General features: G+C 65.7%; 13 protein-coding genes and 1 pseudogene. 4 read left to right on the top strand and 10 right to left on the bottom strand.

Annotated features, from left to right (window positions below; all coding sequences use genetic code 11):
• Positions 1-97 precede the first annotated feature (97 nt).
• A pseudogene (locus ACFPOB_RS29710) lies at positions 98-1,106 on the top strand (IS3 family transposase); the annotation flags it as partial.
• Positions 1,107-1,498: 392 nt separating this feature from the next.
• Here ACFPOB_RS29710 and ACFPOB_RS29715 read toward each other — a convergent pair.
• Positions 1,499-2,320: a sterol desaturase family protein gene (locus ACFPOB_RS29715; protein ID WP_377801779.1), complete on the bottom strand. Its 822-nt coding sequence runs from the start codon at positions 2,318-2,320 to the stop codon at positions 1,499-1,501.
• Between the two features lie 209 nt (positions 2,321-2,529).
• On the opposite strand from ACFPOB_RS29715, the gene ACFPOB_RS29720 reads away from it, so the two are divergent.
• Entirely contained in the window at positions 2,530-3,354 is an 825-nt protein-coding gene (locus tag ACFPOB_RS29720) for an AraC family transcriptional regulator (RefSeq protein WP_377801780.1), read from the top strand.
• Positions 3,355-3,370: 16 nt separating this feature from the next.
• Here the strand turns inward: ACFPOB_RS29720 and ACFPOB_RS29725 are convergent, their stop codons facing one another.
• From ACFPOB_RS29725 to ACFPOB_RS29765, 9 genes are all read right to left on the bottom strand, one after another.
• A complete protein-coding gene (locus tag ACFPOB_RS29725) occupies positions 3,371-4,129 on the bottom strand; it encodes an SDR family NAD(P)-dependent oxidoreductase (RefSeq protein ID WP_377801781.1) in 759 nt (252 codons plus the stop codon).
• A gap of 40 nt (positions 4,130-4,169) precedes the next feature.
• Entirely contained in the window at positions 4,170-4,877 is a 708-nt protein-coding gene (locus tag ACFPOB_RS29730; protein ID WP_377801782.1) for an ABC transporter ATP-binding protein, read from the bottom strand.
• The gene (locus tag ACFPOB_RS29735; RefSeq protein WP_377801783.1) at positions 4,877-6,691 is read right to left on the bottom strand and encodes a branched-chain amino acid ABC transporter ATP-binding protein/permease; all 1,815 of its coding nucleotides are present in this window, start codon (positions 6,689-6,691) and stop codon (positions 4,877-4,879) included. Before ACFPOB_RS29735 ends, ACFPOB_RS29730 begins: the two co-directional genes overlap by 1 nt.
• On the bottom strand, positions 6,691-7,578 hold the full coding sequence (locus ACFPOB_RS29740; protein WP_069053841.1) for a branched-chain amino acid ABC transporter permease: 888 nt from the start codon (positions 7,576-7,578) through the stop codon (positions 6,691-6,693). Before ACFPOB_RS29740 ends, ACFPOB_RS29735 begins: the two co-directional genes overlap by 1 nt.
• A gap of 23 nt (positions 7,579-7,601) precedes the next feature.
• Entirely contained in the window at positions 7,602-8,804 is a 1,203-nt protein-coding gene (locus tag ACFPOB_RS29745; RefSeq protein ID WP_083247496.1) for an amino acid ABC transporter substrate-binding protein, read from the bottom strand.
• A gap of 65 nt (positions 8,805-8,869) precedes the next feature.
• Complete coding sequence (locus ACFPOB_RS29750; protein ID WP_069053839.1) at positions 8,870-9,391, bottom strand: TIGR02444 family protein; 522 nt, start codon at positions 9,389-9,391, stop codon at positions 8,870-8,872.
• A gap of 8 nt (positions 9,392-9,399) precedes the next feature.
• Positions 9,400-10,020 (bottom strand): UbiX family flavin prenyltransferase, encoded by a 621-nt coding sequence (locus tag ACFPOB_RS29755; protein WP_069053838.1) that lies wholly within the window; start codon positions 10,018-10,020, stop codon positions 9,400-9,402.
• Entirely contained in the window at positions 10,017-11,486 is a 1,470-nt protein-coding gene (locus ACFPOB_RS29760; RefSeq protein ID WP_377801784.1) for an aldehyde dehydrogenase family protein, read from the bottom strand. The genes ACFPOB_RS29755 and ACFPOB_RS29760 overlap by 4 nt, the downstream gene beginning before the upstream one ends.
• A 105-nt stretch (positions 11,487-11,591) precedes the next feature.
• The gene (locus tag ACFPOB_RS29765) at positions 11,592-12,512 is read right to left on the bottom strand and encodes a LysR family transcriptional regulator (RefSeq protein ID WP_377801785.1); all 921 of its coding nucleotides are present in this window, start codon (positions 12,510-12,512) and stop codon (positions 11,592-11,594) included.
• Between the two features lie 168 nt (positions 12,513-12,680).
• Between ACFPOB_RS29765 and ACFPOB_RS29770 the strand changes: the two genes are divergently transcribed.
• A complete protein-coding gene (locus ACFPOB_RS29770; RefSeq protein WP_377801786.1) occupies positions 12,681-14,126 on the top strand; it encodes a UbiD family decarboxylase in 1,446 nt (481 codons plus the stop codon).
• Between the two features lie 114 nt (positions 14,127-14,240).
• Complete coding sequence (locus tag ACFPOB_RS29775) at positions 14,241-15,086, top strand: helix-turn-helix domain-containing protein (RefSeq protein WP_377801787.1); 846 nt, start codon at positions 14,241-14,243, stop codon at positions 15,084-15,086.
• The last annotated feature ends 130 nt before the right edge of the window (positions 15,087-15,216 follow it).

A 15,216-nucleotide genomic window follows, 5' to 3' on the forward strand; every position in this document is an offset into this window, starting at 1 on the left:
CGATTCCCAGAACCCTGATCTCATTCATCGGCTCACCTCCGTGCCATTTGCGGCCGACGCAATCTTGCGCCGAGGGTAAGGGGCGAGCCATTCCATAAAGCATGCTCGCGGATGGGGAAGACGACACATGAGATACCCCGCATCCGAGAAGGCCGAGATCATCCGGCTGGTCGAGGGATCGCATCTGCCGGCGCGGCGCACCCTGGACAAGCTCGGCATCCCGCGCGCCACGTTCTATCGCTGGTACGATCGCTTTCTCACCGGCGGGATCGAGGCGCTGGCCGATCATCGCTCGCGGCCGGATCGTGTCTGGAACCGGATTCCCGACCCGATCCGGGCCGAGATCGTCGAGCTGGCGCTGCGCGAGACGGAACTCAGCCCGCGCGAGCTGGCAGTGCGCTTCACCGACGAGAAGAGCTACTTCGTCTCGGAGGCGTCGGTGTACCGGCTGCTGAAAGCGCATGATCTGATCACCAGCCCGGCCTACATCGTCATCACGGCGGCGTCCGAGTTCAAGGACAAGACGACGGCGCCCAACCAGCTCTGGCAGACCGACTTCACCTATCTGAAGATCACCGGATGGGGCTGGTATTATCTCTCGACCGTGCTCGACGACTTCTCCCGCTTCATCGTCGCCTGGAAGCTCTGCGCCACGATGCGGGCCGATGACGTCACCGCCACGCTCGATCTGGCTCTGGCGGCATCGGGGCTCAACCAAATCACGGTCGCGCATCGGCCGAGGCTCTTGAGCGATAACGGCGCCTCATACATCTCGGCCGACCTCGCAACCTGGCTCGACGGCAAGGGCATGCAGCATTCGCGGCGCGCCCTATCACCCTCAGACACAGGGCAAGATCGAGCGCTGGCACCAGACCCTGAAGAACCGCATCCTGCTCGAAAATTACTATCTGCCCAGTGACCTCGAACGGCAGGTCGCGGCCTTCGTCGAGCATTACAACCATGCCCGCTACCACGAGAGCCTCGGCAACCTGACGCCCGCCGATGTCTACTTCGGCCGCGGGCAGGCCATCCTCACCGAACGCGAAAGGATCAAGCGCCAGACCATCCAACAGAGACGCTTGCAGCATCAGCTGCAGGCCGCATAACCTCAAACCCAGATGAGCCAGAGCCTCCGTTCCTGAGACGCCGAGACAGTCTCAAATCATCTGACGACGGACACAAGATCGGCTTAAATTATATCGATATTTCAAATACATAAGTGTTCGCAGTTTTATCCTGAATGGCGCGCCATTACTTAGCTCATTTTTTAAGTTGCTATTTTGCAGTGCAGTCTGGGGTTCGCCCTCGTTCTTGCCGACATGACGCACCCTGTCGCGATCACCAGATCGAGCCAATCCTACCTACATCTGGAGGACGTCAGCGTCGCTACTTGGCGGGCCGAAGCTCGACCCTGATCCGCCGCCATCCCGGGCTCTCGACTGGGCAGAATGCCTCTGCGGTCAGCATTTCCATAGCTGACCGCAGAGGCGGCCTTCGTTTACGATATGACCGTTTTCGTAGGTGCCTCGTCGTCGATTCCAACGATCTTGATGCCCGGATCGACCGGCTGCAGGTCCCTCTTCATGTGCTTGTGCGTGGCTCCGTTGAACAGCGTGCCGAGGAAACCCCGGTCGAGGTCGCTGGTGCCGAAGAGCCAGTCGCAGATCGGGAAGGTCAGGTTGAAGTTCCGAGTCTGCATGAATCCGAGCACATGATGGACGTAGTGCATGCGGCGGACCGTGTTGACGAGCGGGATGTATTTCAGGAACGGATAGCGCTCGTCGTCGAGATGCGAGAGCGTGTGCAGGCCTTCATAGAGCAGGTAGTAGCCGGCCATCGTGATGACCACGAGGTAGCCTGCGTTCGGTGAAATCAGCCAGCCGGCGAGCAAGGCAGGCGGGACCGAGAGCAGGATGAAGCCGATCGGCGCGAACGGCGGAAAGAGCAGCGCCCGCCATTCCTTGTGACCCTCGTAGCCTAAGTCGTGATGGGTGAAGAACTGGTGGTGGACGGTGCAGTGGCGCTTGTAGACCGCCTCCAGCCCCGGCACCGGCCGGTGCAGGATGTAGCGATGCGCGGCCCATTCGACCCAGTTGCCGAACAGCGCGATCGCCGGCACCAGCATCCAGTCCCAGAAGCCGGGATTGGCGAGCTTCGTCGCGCAGTACCAGATCGTACCGAGCGTCACGACCAGCATGAAGCCGAGATGCATTGCACCGTGATACCAGGGCGGCGTCTCCTCGACGAACTTGACCTTGAACCTGGCCTGCCGCTCCCGCTCGCGCTGGTCGCGCTTCGGATCCTGCAAGATCGCTTCCATGATGTGTCCTCCGTCGTTTCTTGGGATGAGGACACGACCATGGCGGCCGCGGGAACACCCTCTCAGCGCGGAGCGCGATTTATCATCGGGAACTATTTTCGGCGGCGCGGGAGCCCCGAGCGCCCCCGCACGGCCTTGTCCCACACTTGCCGTCAGGGCGCCTCGAACCTACTCTGCCGCATGGATCGCGAACGCTTTTCCGGCCGGCCATGACCAGGGGGCTCGGCATCGTCACAGGACGTTTCGGCCGTGTCGCCCTGCTCGACATGGACACCTCGCTGACGACCCATGCCCACGCCCATTGCCATGCCGTCTTCAAGGTCGCCGGCCCCGACCAACATTTCACCGTCGATGGCGCCCGGTTGCCGCTAAAGGCCGACACCGCCGTCCTGGTGAACGCCTGGCAGGAGCATCATTACGCTCATCGGGACGACCGCGAGCGCAGCGTGTTCCTCGCGCTCTATCTCGAGACCGACTGGCTGGCGCGGGCCGACCGGCTGTTCTCGAGTTGTGGTCGGCCGGCCTTTTTCGCGAGGCCCGGTATCGCGGTCTCGGCCGAGGCCGCGCTCTGGCGCGACCGGCTGACCGAGATGATCGAGACTGGTCACGACGATGCCGGCGCCGTCGAGGATGCGATCCTGCAACTCACCTGGACGATCGGCCGGAGCGCCGCCAATCCGGCGTCGCCGCCTGCGCGCGCGCCCGACTATCGCGTGCGTCGTGCGTTGAGATCGATGCGCGAGCACCTCGGCGAGCCTTACGACTACGATGCGCTTGCAGGTCTCGCGGGCCTCTCGCGCTCGCGCTTCAACACGCTGTTCCGTGACTGCACCGGCGTGACGCCGGCGGTCTACGGCAACGCCATCCGCATCGAGGCCTCGGTCTGCGCGCTGGGAGACCCCGCTACCGGGATCGGCCAGGTTTCCGACGATCTCGGCTTCAGCGCCGCCAGCAATTTCTGCCGCTTTTTCCAGCAGCATACCGGGCTGACGCCGAGCGATTACCGCCGGGTGACGGCGTCCCTGGCGGGCTGAGCCTTGCCTCCTCGGTTCAGTGCATCACCGAGCCGCCATCGACCACGATGGTCTGGCCGGTGAGGAAGTCGCTATCGGGGGCGCTGAGATAGATCAGCGTGCCGATCAGGTCGTCGGGCTGCGCTTCGCGCTTGATCGCGCGGCTGGCGACATTGTTGGCGACGACATCGGCCGCCCAAGCGGGGTTGACCCTGACATTGTCGCTCATCACCAGGCCCGGCGCGATGCAGTTGACGCGGATGCCTTCGCCGCCCAGTTCGCGGGCGAGTGCACGGGTAAAGCCGACGATCGCCGCCTTCGACGTCACGTAGTGCAGCATCATAGGCGAGCCCTTGAAGACGGTCCCCGAGGCGATGTTGATGATCTTGCCGTGGCCCTGGCTGCGCATCTGCGGAACCACCGCCCTGGTGCATTCGAACGTGCCGCGGACATTGACGGCCATGACCGCATCCCATTCCGACGAGGCGATCTGGTCGAAGGGTTTCAGCGTCAGGTTGCCGAACAGCCCGGCATTGTTGACGAGGATATCGGCCGAGCCGAACCGCAGCACCGCCTCCGCCACCATGGTCGCGACCGATTCAGGCGAGGTCACGTCGGCCGCGACGGCGAGGGCTTGGCCGCCGGCCGCGACGATCGCGTCGCGCGTCGCCTCGGGCAGGCGGATATCGGAGACGCAGACGGCCGCCCCTTCCTTGGCCAGCGCCATCGCATAGGCCGCTCCGATGCCTTGCGCCGCGCCGGTGACCAGCGCCACCTTGCCTGTCAGACGTGCCATGAAAATTCTCTCCGGAGTTGATAATGAGCCGGCGAACGAACTATTCGAGCCCGAGGAACTTCGTGCCGAATTCGGGGTCGCCGAGCAGGCTCTCGCGCGTGCCGTCCAGCGCGCTGCGGCCGTTCTCGATCACATAAGCGCGGTCGACGAAATCGAGCGCGCGATGGATATTCTGCTCGACCAGAAGAATGGTGACGCCGGTGTCGGCCACCCGCCTCAGCGCGTCCATGACATCGTAGATGACGAGCGGCGCGACTCCGAGAAAGGGTTCGTCCAACAGCAGCAGTCTGGGCTTGGACATCAGCGCACGGCCGATCGCGACCATCTGCTGCTGCCCGCCGGAGAGCTCGCCGGCGTTCTGGCGGGCCTTCTCGCGCAGGATCGGAAACAGAGTGAAGACATAGTCCAGAGTCTGGCTCAGGCTCGCCCGCGACGCACGCAGATAGGCCCCCATTTCGAGGTTTTCCTGCACGCTCATCTCGGCGAAGAGTCGCCGGCCCTCCGGCACGAGCGCGATGCCGCGCGCCACGTTGTCCGCCGGCGGCCGGGCGGCGATCGAAGCGCCGTCGAAGACAATGTCGCCCGATTGCGGCGGATAGAGACCCATGATCGCGCCCAACGTCGTGCTCTTGCCGGCTCCATTGGCGCCGAGCAGGCCGATTTTTTCGCCGGCCCGGACGGTGAGGCTGACATCCCACAGGGCGCGTAGCTTGCCATGGTCGACGGCGAGATTGGCGAGGTTCAGCATCAGTGCCCCTCCTTTGTCGCGGCCTGGCCGAGATAGGCGGCGAGCACGCGCTCGTCCTTCACGGCTTCCGCCAGGGGCGCATCGGCGATGACCTGGCCCTGTTCGAGCACGATCAGTCGGTCCACCACCTGCGCCAGCGCCGAGAAGATGTGCTCGACCCAGATCACGGTGATGCCGTAGACGTCGCGGATCTCGCGAATATGGCCGACGAAACGCCTGATCTCGGCTGGCGTCAGGCCCGATGCGACCTCGTCGACGAGCAGCAGTTTGGGGTGCAGCGCCAGCGCGCGCGCCAGCTCCAAGCTCTTCTTTTCTTGCAGGCTGAGGCTGTCGGCGCGCTCGCCGAGGCGGTCGCCGAGGCCGACGAAGGCGGCATATGCGGTGGCCTCCGCGAGAGCGTCGGGCAGGGCGGGACCGTTCCGGCGGAAGGTCGCGGCGATCGCGATGTTTTCCGCCACCGTCAGGTCGCCGAAGGGACGCGGGTTCTGGAAGGAGCGTCCGACGCCCACCGCCGCGACCTCGTCGCGTCTGAGGCCGGCGAGATTCCGACCGTCGACGATCAACTCGCCTGTCGGCTCGTAGACCTTGGAGATGCAGTTGAAGAGCGTCGTCTTGCCGGAGCCGTTGGCGCCGACGAGCCCAACGACCTCGCCCTGCCGGACGACGATATCGACCGCGTTGACGGCGATGTTGCCGCCGAAGGCCTTAGTCAGCTTGCGGCAGACCAGCAACTCGCAACTGGGATCGGGCACGCGGATCGGCATCGGCAGGCGCTCATTGCCGGCCGCCACAGCCGCCCCGGTCGGCGCGAGATGCTGCTCGCGCGACAGGAAGCGCAAGGCGGGGATCGCCTTCGTGAGCCGCGAGCGCAGCAGGCCGCCGGGCATGAAGCGCCCGATCAGCAGGATGATGAGCCCATAGACCGTCGCGTGCAGGATGCTCATGTTGACGAGCAGGAACTGCTGCACGGTGAACAGCAAAGCGACGCCGATCATCGGCCCCCAAAGCAGGCCCGAGCCGCCGAACAGCGCCATGGCGACGGGTACGAGCGCGACGCTGAGGCCAAACACGGTAGGCGGGTCGATATAGCTGAGCTGCCAGGCATGGACGGCTCCGCCCAGAGCGGCGATGGCGCCCGATAGCACCATCACGCCGAGCTTGGCCGGAAAGATGCGGATGCCAACCACCTCGGCCGCCTGCTCGTCGTTACGGATGCTCTTCAGCGCATAGCCGAAGCGCGAGCGCGACAGCGCGATGGTGAGCGCGAAGGTCGCGATGGCTAAGCCGAGCGCGGTGTAAAAGGCCTGCAGCAGCACGTAGTCTGGCGGCAGCACGATGCCATCCGCGCCGCCGGTCAGTTTCGAGAGGTTGAAGGCGAGCAGTTCGGCCAATGGCAGGATGGCGAGCGTCGCGAAGGCGAAATAGTCGCCCTTGAGTCGAAACAGCGGGAACGACAAGATCGCCGCGGCCAGCGCGACCACCGCCATCGCGACGACGAAGCAGAGCGGCACCGGAACCCCGGCGTTGAGGCTGATCGCGAAGGCATAGGCCCCGACGCCATACCAGGCGAAATGCCCGAGATTGACGTAGCCGGCGAGCCCGCCGATCCAGTCCCAGCTCTGCGCCAGGATGAAGGAGACGAGGAGCGTGAAGACGAGGCTGGTCGCATAGGGCACGCCGAGCTTCGGAACCAGCAGCAGGAGCCCGATCAGGACTGCGCCGCCCAGCCAGGGCAGGAGGGACCGGGCGGGCGTCGCGGCGCGCGCATCCGCGGCCAGCGCCGTCGTGGCGAGAGAGACGTCGTGACGCGTCATCACGCCCTCCGTACCGAACCGAAGCCTTGCGGGAAGGCGACGAGGATGACGAGCAGCAGCGTGATCGATAGCGCCGGCGCCCATTCAGGCGCCCAGAAGAAGGCGGTGAAGGCTTCCGCCATGCCGAGGAACAGCCCGGCCGCGAGCGCCCCGACGAGATTGCCGACGCCGCCCAGCACGATGATCGTGAAGGCCTTCACCGTCAGGTTGAAGCCGGCATAGGGATCGACCGGGAAGACCATCGCGTAGAGCACGCCGGCGATGGCCGCCAATGCGGCGCCCAGCCCGAAGGTGATGCCGTGGATGGCGCGCGGGCGCACGCCGCAGATCGTCGCGCCGACATGATCCTGCGTTACCGCGCGCACGGCGCGGCCATACCAGGACCGGCTCAGCACCAGTTGCAGCACGATCGTCAGCACCGTGATGCCGGCCAGCATCCAGGCCTGCGAGACCGGGATAAGAACGTTGCCGATCTCGATCACGTCCGAGCGCAGGGGAATATTGCGCGGGCGCGGGCCGGCCAACGTCGCCGCGACGTCGCCGATGATGATCAGCGCTCCGACCGTGGTCAGCACCGTGCCGACCGAGGCCTCGAAATGGTTGCGGCGCTTCAGAGGCGCGAGCAACACGTCGTGGAAGCCCCAGCCGAACAGGAAGAACCCGGCCGCCAGTCCAATGATGATGGCGACCAGAGCGATCGGATTGGAGCCGAGCGCGGTGTAGAGGATGCTGGCCAGCACGCCGGCGATCGCCAGCAGCGTGCCATGCGAGAAATTCAGGATGCGTGCGACGCCGTAGATCAGCGAAAGGCCGAAGGCGAAGAGTGCATAAAGCCCTCCGATGAGGATGCCGCCAATGGCGATCTGGGCGAGAATGTCGATCGGCATCGCCGCGCTCCGTCAGCCGCTGCCTACTGCCAGCTCGGCGAGGGCCAGGCGATCTTGCCGGCCTCCGGCGGCCACACGACTGCGACCTTGCCGCCCTGGATCTGGATCGTGAAGGCGCCGTTGGTGGTGGCGAAGCCCTTCTCGTCAAAGACGATCGGCCCGGGCGGCGCCTCGAACGTGCCCTTGGTCAGCGCCGCGCGAACCTTTTCCCGATCGACCGCGCCTGCCTTCTCGATCGCCTGAACCATCGTCAGATAGGCGCTGATCCGGCCCATGGTGAAGATCGACTCGAACATGTCGACCTTGGAACGCTGTAGCACCCGCGTGACCAGTTCGCTGTGCTTGCCGCCGACCGCCGGATACCAGGCCAGTTCGCCGGTCATGCCCTCGATGTCCTTGCCGGTCTGGCGGGCGAGCGCGCCGGTCAGCATGGTGTGGTGGACATCCATCGCCTTGATGCGCTGCTGGCGCATCTGCTGCACCAGCGGGCCGGAAACGTTGTCGAAGGACGAGATATAGACGATGTCGGGCCGGGCGGCCCTGATCTTCAGGATGATCGCGGAGAAGTCCTTGGCGTCGGCCGGGAAGGTCTCCTTGCCGATCACCTTGATGCCTTGCGCTTCGGCCTTGGGCGCCCAGAACTCGGTGATGCCCTTCATCACCGGGTTGTCATGGGTGACGAAGAAGATCGTCTTGGGCTGCGGCTGGACCTTGGTCAGCATCTCGAAATAGCGCTGCGACCACAAAGGCACCACGGGATAGGGCGTGCCCCACATGTATTTCAGGCCGCGCGAATAGGCCGAGGGCGTCGCCACATTCGCCATCACGATCGGAATCTGGTGGCGTTCGGCGACAGTCGGCACGGGCAGGCCGAGCGAGGTCCAGTCGGGACCGACGAAGAAATCGACATTGTCGACCGAGGCCATCTTCTCGAACAGCGAGACGGCGGTCGAGGGGTTGGACTGGTCGTCGTAGATGACGATCCTGACCGGCAGCTTCTTGCCGCAGGACGAGACGTCGATCCCGCCCATCTTGTTGATCTCGTCGAAGAAGGCCTCGGTCATCGCCTTCCAGTTGTCGGTCAGCGTCGAGAACGGACCGGTCTCCGAGATGGTGGTGCCGAGCAGGATCGGCTCGTCGCAGGAGCCGATCTTGGCCTGGGCCACGGCGCCGCTAGCGACGAGGCCGACGAGCGCGGCCGTGGTAAGCAAAACTGTCCTGATCATGTCCGTCCCCTCCAGAATATCGCGGCTTTCCGCGTTATTGCGCCGAGTAAACGAGGCTCAGGGTATCAAGGCAAATAATGAGTGTTGATGCCGCTATCGTATTCAATGATTGCTTCGCGGCATGCATCCATGATCTGCTGGAGAGCCGCGCCCGCCGCGGCGTCCGGCGCGGCAGGCAGGCACAGAGGCAGGTTGGTTGCAACGAGATCGGCGGCAGGCGCGCCTGTCTGCGGCCAGCGCGAGGCAGCCCAGCCGACCAGCAGGCCGAGCTCGATGCGCTCGGCGGCGAGTTCGTCGGCCTTGATGCGCTCGCGCAGGGCCGCTGCCTCCGGCCGCCCCATCAGCGGCGATGACTTCATCGTCACGCGGATCGCGCGCAGCGGCCGAACCACTGCCTCGCGCCAGGGGCCGACGAGCGCGGTTGCCTCATGCGCCGCGTCCTGCGACAGCGCGATGCCACATCGCGCCAGCCAGCCGCCGAACAGCAGCACGACGATGTCGGCCTGCACCCGCTCCTGCAGGAGCAGGCAGGATTGCTGGACACCCGGCCGCGCATAGACGGCGCCGATGAGGCGCCAGCAGGCCACCTCGGCGTTCACGTCACGGGGGCGGCCGCGGCCGCGCCGTGGCGTGGCCGCGGCCCGACGCTCTCGCCCCAGCGCTTGACCGTACCGGTCTCTATGCCGAAGAGGTCGAGCATGCGGCCGACCGTATGGTCGACCAGATCGTCGATGCTTCGTGGTCTTGCGTAGAAGGCCGGCACGGGCGGGGCAATGATCGCGCCCATCTCGGAGAGTTGCGTCATCGCGCGCAGATGGCCGGTGTGGAGCGGCGTTTCACGCACCATCAGCACGAGCCGGCGGCGCTCCTTCAACACGACATCGGCAGCCCGGCTGAGCAGGCCGGAGGTCACGCCGGTCGCGATTTCCGACATCGAGCGGATCGAGCATGGCGCGACCAGCATGCCGAGCGTTTTGAACGAGCCCGACGAGACCGCCGCTCCGATATCCGCCTGCGAGTGGGTCACGTCAGCCAGCGCCCGCACCTCGGCGACCTTGAGGTCGGTCTCGTGCGCGAGCGTGATTTCTGCCGAGCGCGACATCACCAGATGCGTCTCGATCCCGGCCTCGCGCAGCAACTGGAGCGCGCGGATGCCGTAGACGACCCCAGACGCGCCGGAAATGCCGACGATCAACCGTGGCCGGCCGCCGGTCATGCGCGCGCCGAGGCCGGCACTACGCCGGCATTGAGATAGATGTGCTTCATCTCGGTGAAATCGGCGAGGCCGTCGAAGCCGTGCAGGCGACCAAGCCCACTCTGGCGATAGCCGCCGGTCTCGGCCTCCGCGAACAGCCTGTTGTGGTCGTTGATCCAGACCGTGCCGTTCCGCAGCGCCCGCGCGATACGCATGGCCCGGCCGACATCATGCGTCCAGACGCTGGCCGAAAGTCCGAAGACGGTGTCGTTGGTCCTCGCGACGGCCTCCGCCTCGCTCTCGAACCGCTCGAGCACGACGAATGGACCGAAAATCTCCTCCTGCGTGAAGAACGCCCTAGTGTCGGCATGGGCAACGATCGAAGGAGTCAGGAAGGCGCCGCCGGACAGCGCGCCATTGGGCGCCGACCCGCGCAGGACGACCTCGTCGGCGAGATCAAAGGCCTCCTCGATGCGCGCGTGGATGCGGTCACGCGTGGCATGGTCGATCAGCGGCCCGAGATGGGTTGTCGGATCGAGGCCGGGCCCGACCCTGAGCGCCGACAGCGCACCCGCCAGCGCCACCTTCATCTCGTCGTAGCGCGAGGCCTGGACGAGGATCCGCCGCGCCGCCGTGCATTGCTGGCCCGAAATGATGGTCGCGGCAGCCGCGAGCTGCGGCGCGATGCGCGCAACATCGACATCCTCGAAGACGACGCAGCAGGATTTGCCGCCGAGTTCGAGCGAGAGCTTTTTCATGGTCGGCGCCGCGGCCGCCATGATCGCCCTGCCGGTCTGCGTCGAGCCGGTGAAGCTCAGCACCTCTACATCGGCCGAAAGCGTCAGTTCCTGCGCTGCGGCGTGGCCCGTTTCGCCGACCATGTTGCAGGCCCCGGCCGGCAGCCCACATTGCGCCAGTTCCTGCAGGAACGCGGCGGTGAACAGCGTCGTCTGCGGTGCCGGCTTGACGATAGCGGTGCAGCCGGCCGCGAGCGCCGGCGCAAGCGCGCGCACCAGCAGGACCGCAGGCGCGTTCCAGGGCACGATGATGGCGGCAACGCCGGCGGGCTCACGAAGCATCGTCGAGAACACGCCGGGCTCGACCTCCAGCACATGTCCCGGGATATGGCGCGCGAGCCCCGCGTAATATCGGATCTCGGAGATCGCGCCGCCGATCTCCGCGCGCGACTGAGAGATCGCCTTGCCGTTCTCGAGCGTCATCAGCATGGCGAAATCCTCGCGCCTTGCTTCGAGCCGGGTAGACCAGGCGAGCAGGACTTCCTGGCGCAGGCGTGGATTCTGCGACCAGGCCGGTTCGCTGAAGGCGTGTCTGGCCGCCGCGATCGCTTCCCGCGCCTCATTGCGCCCGCCATCGGCGAAGCGTCCGACCGTCGCGCCCGTCGCGGGGTCGATGCTGTCGGCCAGCGCGCCGTCATGGGATGGGGTCCAGCGCCCGGCGATCCAGTGCGTTTCGGTCTCTACCTGCATGTGTCTCTGATCCGACATGTTGCGCGTCGGGCCGGCGTGGCCCTTTCGCGTCAGAATATCGGGCTTCTGACTATCAGAGATAATAATGATGAATGATGGACGCTATCAGCTGTTCTCCTGGCTATGCAGCACGTTGGCGGCATCGGCGAGTTCACTGCCGAGCGTGTCGATGAACAGGCGCGCGGCCTCCGAGAGCGGCCTGCGCGGGTTATGCACGCAGATCAGCTGGCGGGTCACGCGCGGCGCCACGATGCGGTGCGCCCGCAGGCTGCCATCCGCCAGCCCGCGATGAACCGCAATCGCCGGCAGCACGGTGACCCAGTCGGACTGCCGCACCAACTCCTCGATCGCTGCGACGGCATCGACCTCGAGCCGGATCGAGATCGCGACGTCCTCGTCCTCGGCGATGTCATCGATGATCGTACGCAGCCCGTTATTCTTGGAGGGCAGCACCAACGGCAACCCGACAAGGTCGCGGAACAGTATGGGCGAGGGCAGTCCACGGCCGTTCGCGGCCTTGGTCACGAGTACCATCTCCTCGTGGAGGACGTCCATGAAAGGCAGATCGAGCCGCCGTCTCGTCTTGTTGACGATGGCGAAGTCGAGCATTCCGGAACGAACCTGATCGAGATGCGCGCTCGAATAGCCGTCGCAGGCCGAGACCTCGACCTCCGGATACTGACGCGCAAAGATGGCAAGCGCGCGCGCCAGCACGCTCGTCGTCACTGAGGCGACGAGCCCGACCGCGATGCGGCCGCTGATCTCGCCCGAGCGGCTGACAACCTGCTGCTTGGCGTCCGAGAGGTCCCGCAGCAGCGGCGAGAACAGCCTATAGGCGAGCTGGCCGGCCGGCGTCGGCGTCATCCCTTGGGAAGAACGTTCGAACAGCTTCTGCCCAAGCTCGTCCTCCAGCTTGGCGATCTGCATCGAAAGCGCCGGCTGGACGACGTTCATGCGGCGCGCGGCGCGCGTCGTCGAACCCTCCTCGCAGAGACTGAGGAAATAGTTGAGTTGGCGAAGGTCCATGTCCCCCGGGATCCTCCAAGGCCTATCACGATAACTGATGCTGATAACCTTGATCATCACATACTATTTGGGTGCGCGCCAGCGCGCGGCCTAGCATCAGACGTGGCGTCGCACTCCTGCGAAGCCGACCTTCGGCCAAGCGCCGTCAATCCAGATGCGAGCCGAGCCATGCCCCACCTTGCCGCCGAAGCCGGACTTGCCGATGACCCGGCTCGTCTCTCGGGACCGGGTTTCGCCGCCAATGGTCCCGTCACCAGCCTGCGCGACTGGCTTGACCGATTGTCCGCCACGGGGCGTCTCGCGGTGATGCGGCCCGGCATCGGCCTGCGCTTCGAACTGGCGGCTGTCTCGAAGCGGCTGGACGGCGAGAAGGCGACGGTCTTTCCGGCGCCCGACGGCCACCCGGTCAGCGTGATTTCCGGCCTCGTTTCGGATCGCGGCTGGATGGCCGAGGCCATGGGCGTCGAACCGTCGCAGGTGCTGAAGCGCTTCCAGGAGGCTGCGCGCAACCCCGTTCCCTGGCGCGAGACCAGCGCCGCGCCCGCCCAGGAGGTCGTGCATCGCGAAGTCGACCTGATGACGCTGCTGCCTTCGCCGACGCATAACGAGTTCGACAGCGGCGCCTATATCACCGCCGGTCTGTTGATCAGCCGCAACCCGAAGACCGGCATACAGAATGTCGCGATCCACCGGCTGCAGGTCTCCTGCCCGGACAGGCTCGGCGCCCTGCTGCTTCCGCGCCATACGCTCGCCTATCAGCAGATGGCGGAGGACGAGGAGCAGGACCTGCCCATCGCGATCGTGGTCGGGGTCGATCCGCTGACACTGCTCGCTTCGCAGGCAATCGCGCCGCTCGATCAGGACGAGTTGGAGATCGCGGGCGCGCTGCATGGCCAGCCGCTCGACGTGGTGAAATGCATCACCAGCGAGGTCCGCGTGCCCGCGCAGGCCGAGATCGTGATCGAGGGCAGGCTGCTCGCCCGCAAGCGCGAACCGGAGGGGCCGTTCGGCGAGTTTCCGCAATATTACGGCGAACGCGGCGAGCGCCACGTCATCCAGGTCGACGCCGTCACTCATCGCCGCAACCCGCTTTTCCATACCATCGTCGGTGGCGGCCTCGAGCACCTGCTGCTCGGCGGCATCCCGCGCGAGGCGACCATCCTCGACCATCTCCAGCGCAGCTTTCCCAGCGTCGGCGACGTCCATCTCGCGCGCGGCGGCGTCTGCCGCTATCACCTCTACGTCCAGATGAAGAAGCGTTCGGAGGGCGAGGCCAAGAACGTCATCCTTGGCGCGCTCTCCGCGCACTACGACGTCAAGCACGTCGTCGTCGTCGACGAGGATGTTGATGTGCATGACCCCACCGAGGTCGAATGGGCGGTGGCGACGCGCTTCCAGGCCGATCGCGATCTCGTGGTGGTCGCCGGCAGCCAGGGCTCGAAGCTCGACCCGTCGACGCGCGACGGTGTCGGGGCCAAGATGGGACTGGACGCTACCGCGCCGCTCGACGCACCGGAGATGCGTTTCAAGCGCATCCGCGTGCCGGGCGAGGATACGGTGGAGCCGGGGCGTCTGCAGGCCGGGACGGATTGGCGCAGCGGGCGCGCCGAGTAGACCTGAACCCCCGCATGCCTGCAACCGACAGGCCCTTGCGGGGGTGGCGAGCTGGCCACTACACTATCGCCTGACGGAGAACGACCTGGAAATCAGGCTTGGCGAGGAAACGGCATGTCGGATGCCTTGCGCATCGCGCATGGAGCTTTCGGACGGGTGGCGCTGCTGGACATGGACCGGAGCCTGGTCCGGCACGCGCATCCCCATTGCCATGTCCTGCTCAAGGTGGATGGCGACGACACCCAGTTTCTCGTTGGCGACCATGTCGCCCCGCTGACAGGGGATCTCGCGGTGCTGGTCAACGCCTGGGAGCCGCACGCCTATATCCATGACCCCAGGCGCAAGAACGCTCTGATCCTGGCGCTCTATATCGAGCCGGACTGGCTTCGCAGCTTCCGGCCGAACTGGGCCGCCAGCGGTGCGCCCGGCTTCTTCGAGCACTCTGCCGGGGAAGTCACGGCCCATATTCGCCAGACCGCGCTCGATCTTGCCGCCGAGATGGTGCACGAACCCGGCGCGTCGCGGCGGCAGGAGCATCTGCTCTCGGAACTGATGATCGCCGTGATCGAGCGCTTCACGCCCTGGCGCTCGATTGGCGCTTCGCTGCGCGAGATCGCCCGCTCCAACGCGGTCGACTGGCGTGTCGGCCGGGCCATCTCGCTGATGCGATCCAACCCTGCAGCCTCGCTCAGCATCGACAAGCTTGCTAGGGAAGCCGGCCTTTCGCGAGCGCATTTCTTCCGCGTCTTCGAGGATTCGGTTGGCGTGACGCCGCATGTCTTCCTGAACGTGCTCAAGGTCGAGCTGGCTGTCGGAGCAATCGTCGAGGGCGACGAGACCTTCTCGACAATCGGAGACCGGCTCGGCTTCAGTGCCCCAGCGCACTTCACACGCTTCTTCCGCGACCATTGCAGCGTCGCCCCGAGCGAGTTTCGCAAGGTCGCTCGACTCGGCCGCTGATCGCGCTCGCCCGCCAGGGGCGTAATCCCGGCGTAGTTCTGCACTGTCCTGGATTTCCTCGATTTTGAGACTTTTCGGTAAGCCGCGAGACTCCGCGGGATCGCGCCGCCACGCCTGATCGCAGAACCTA

Origin of the sequence: Allobosea eneae (assembly GCF_042657265.1) — a bacterium.
In the GTDB taxonomy this organism is placed as follows: Bacteria; Pseudomonadota; Alphaproteobacteria; order Rhizobiales; family Beijerinckiaceae; genus Allobosea; species Allobosea eneae.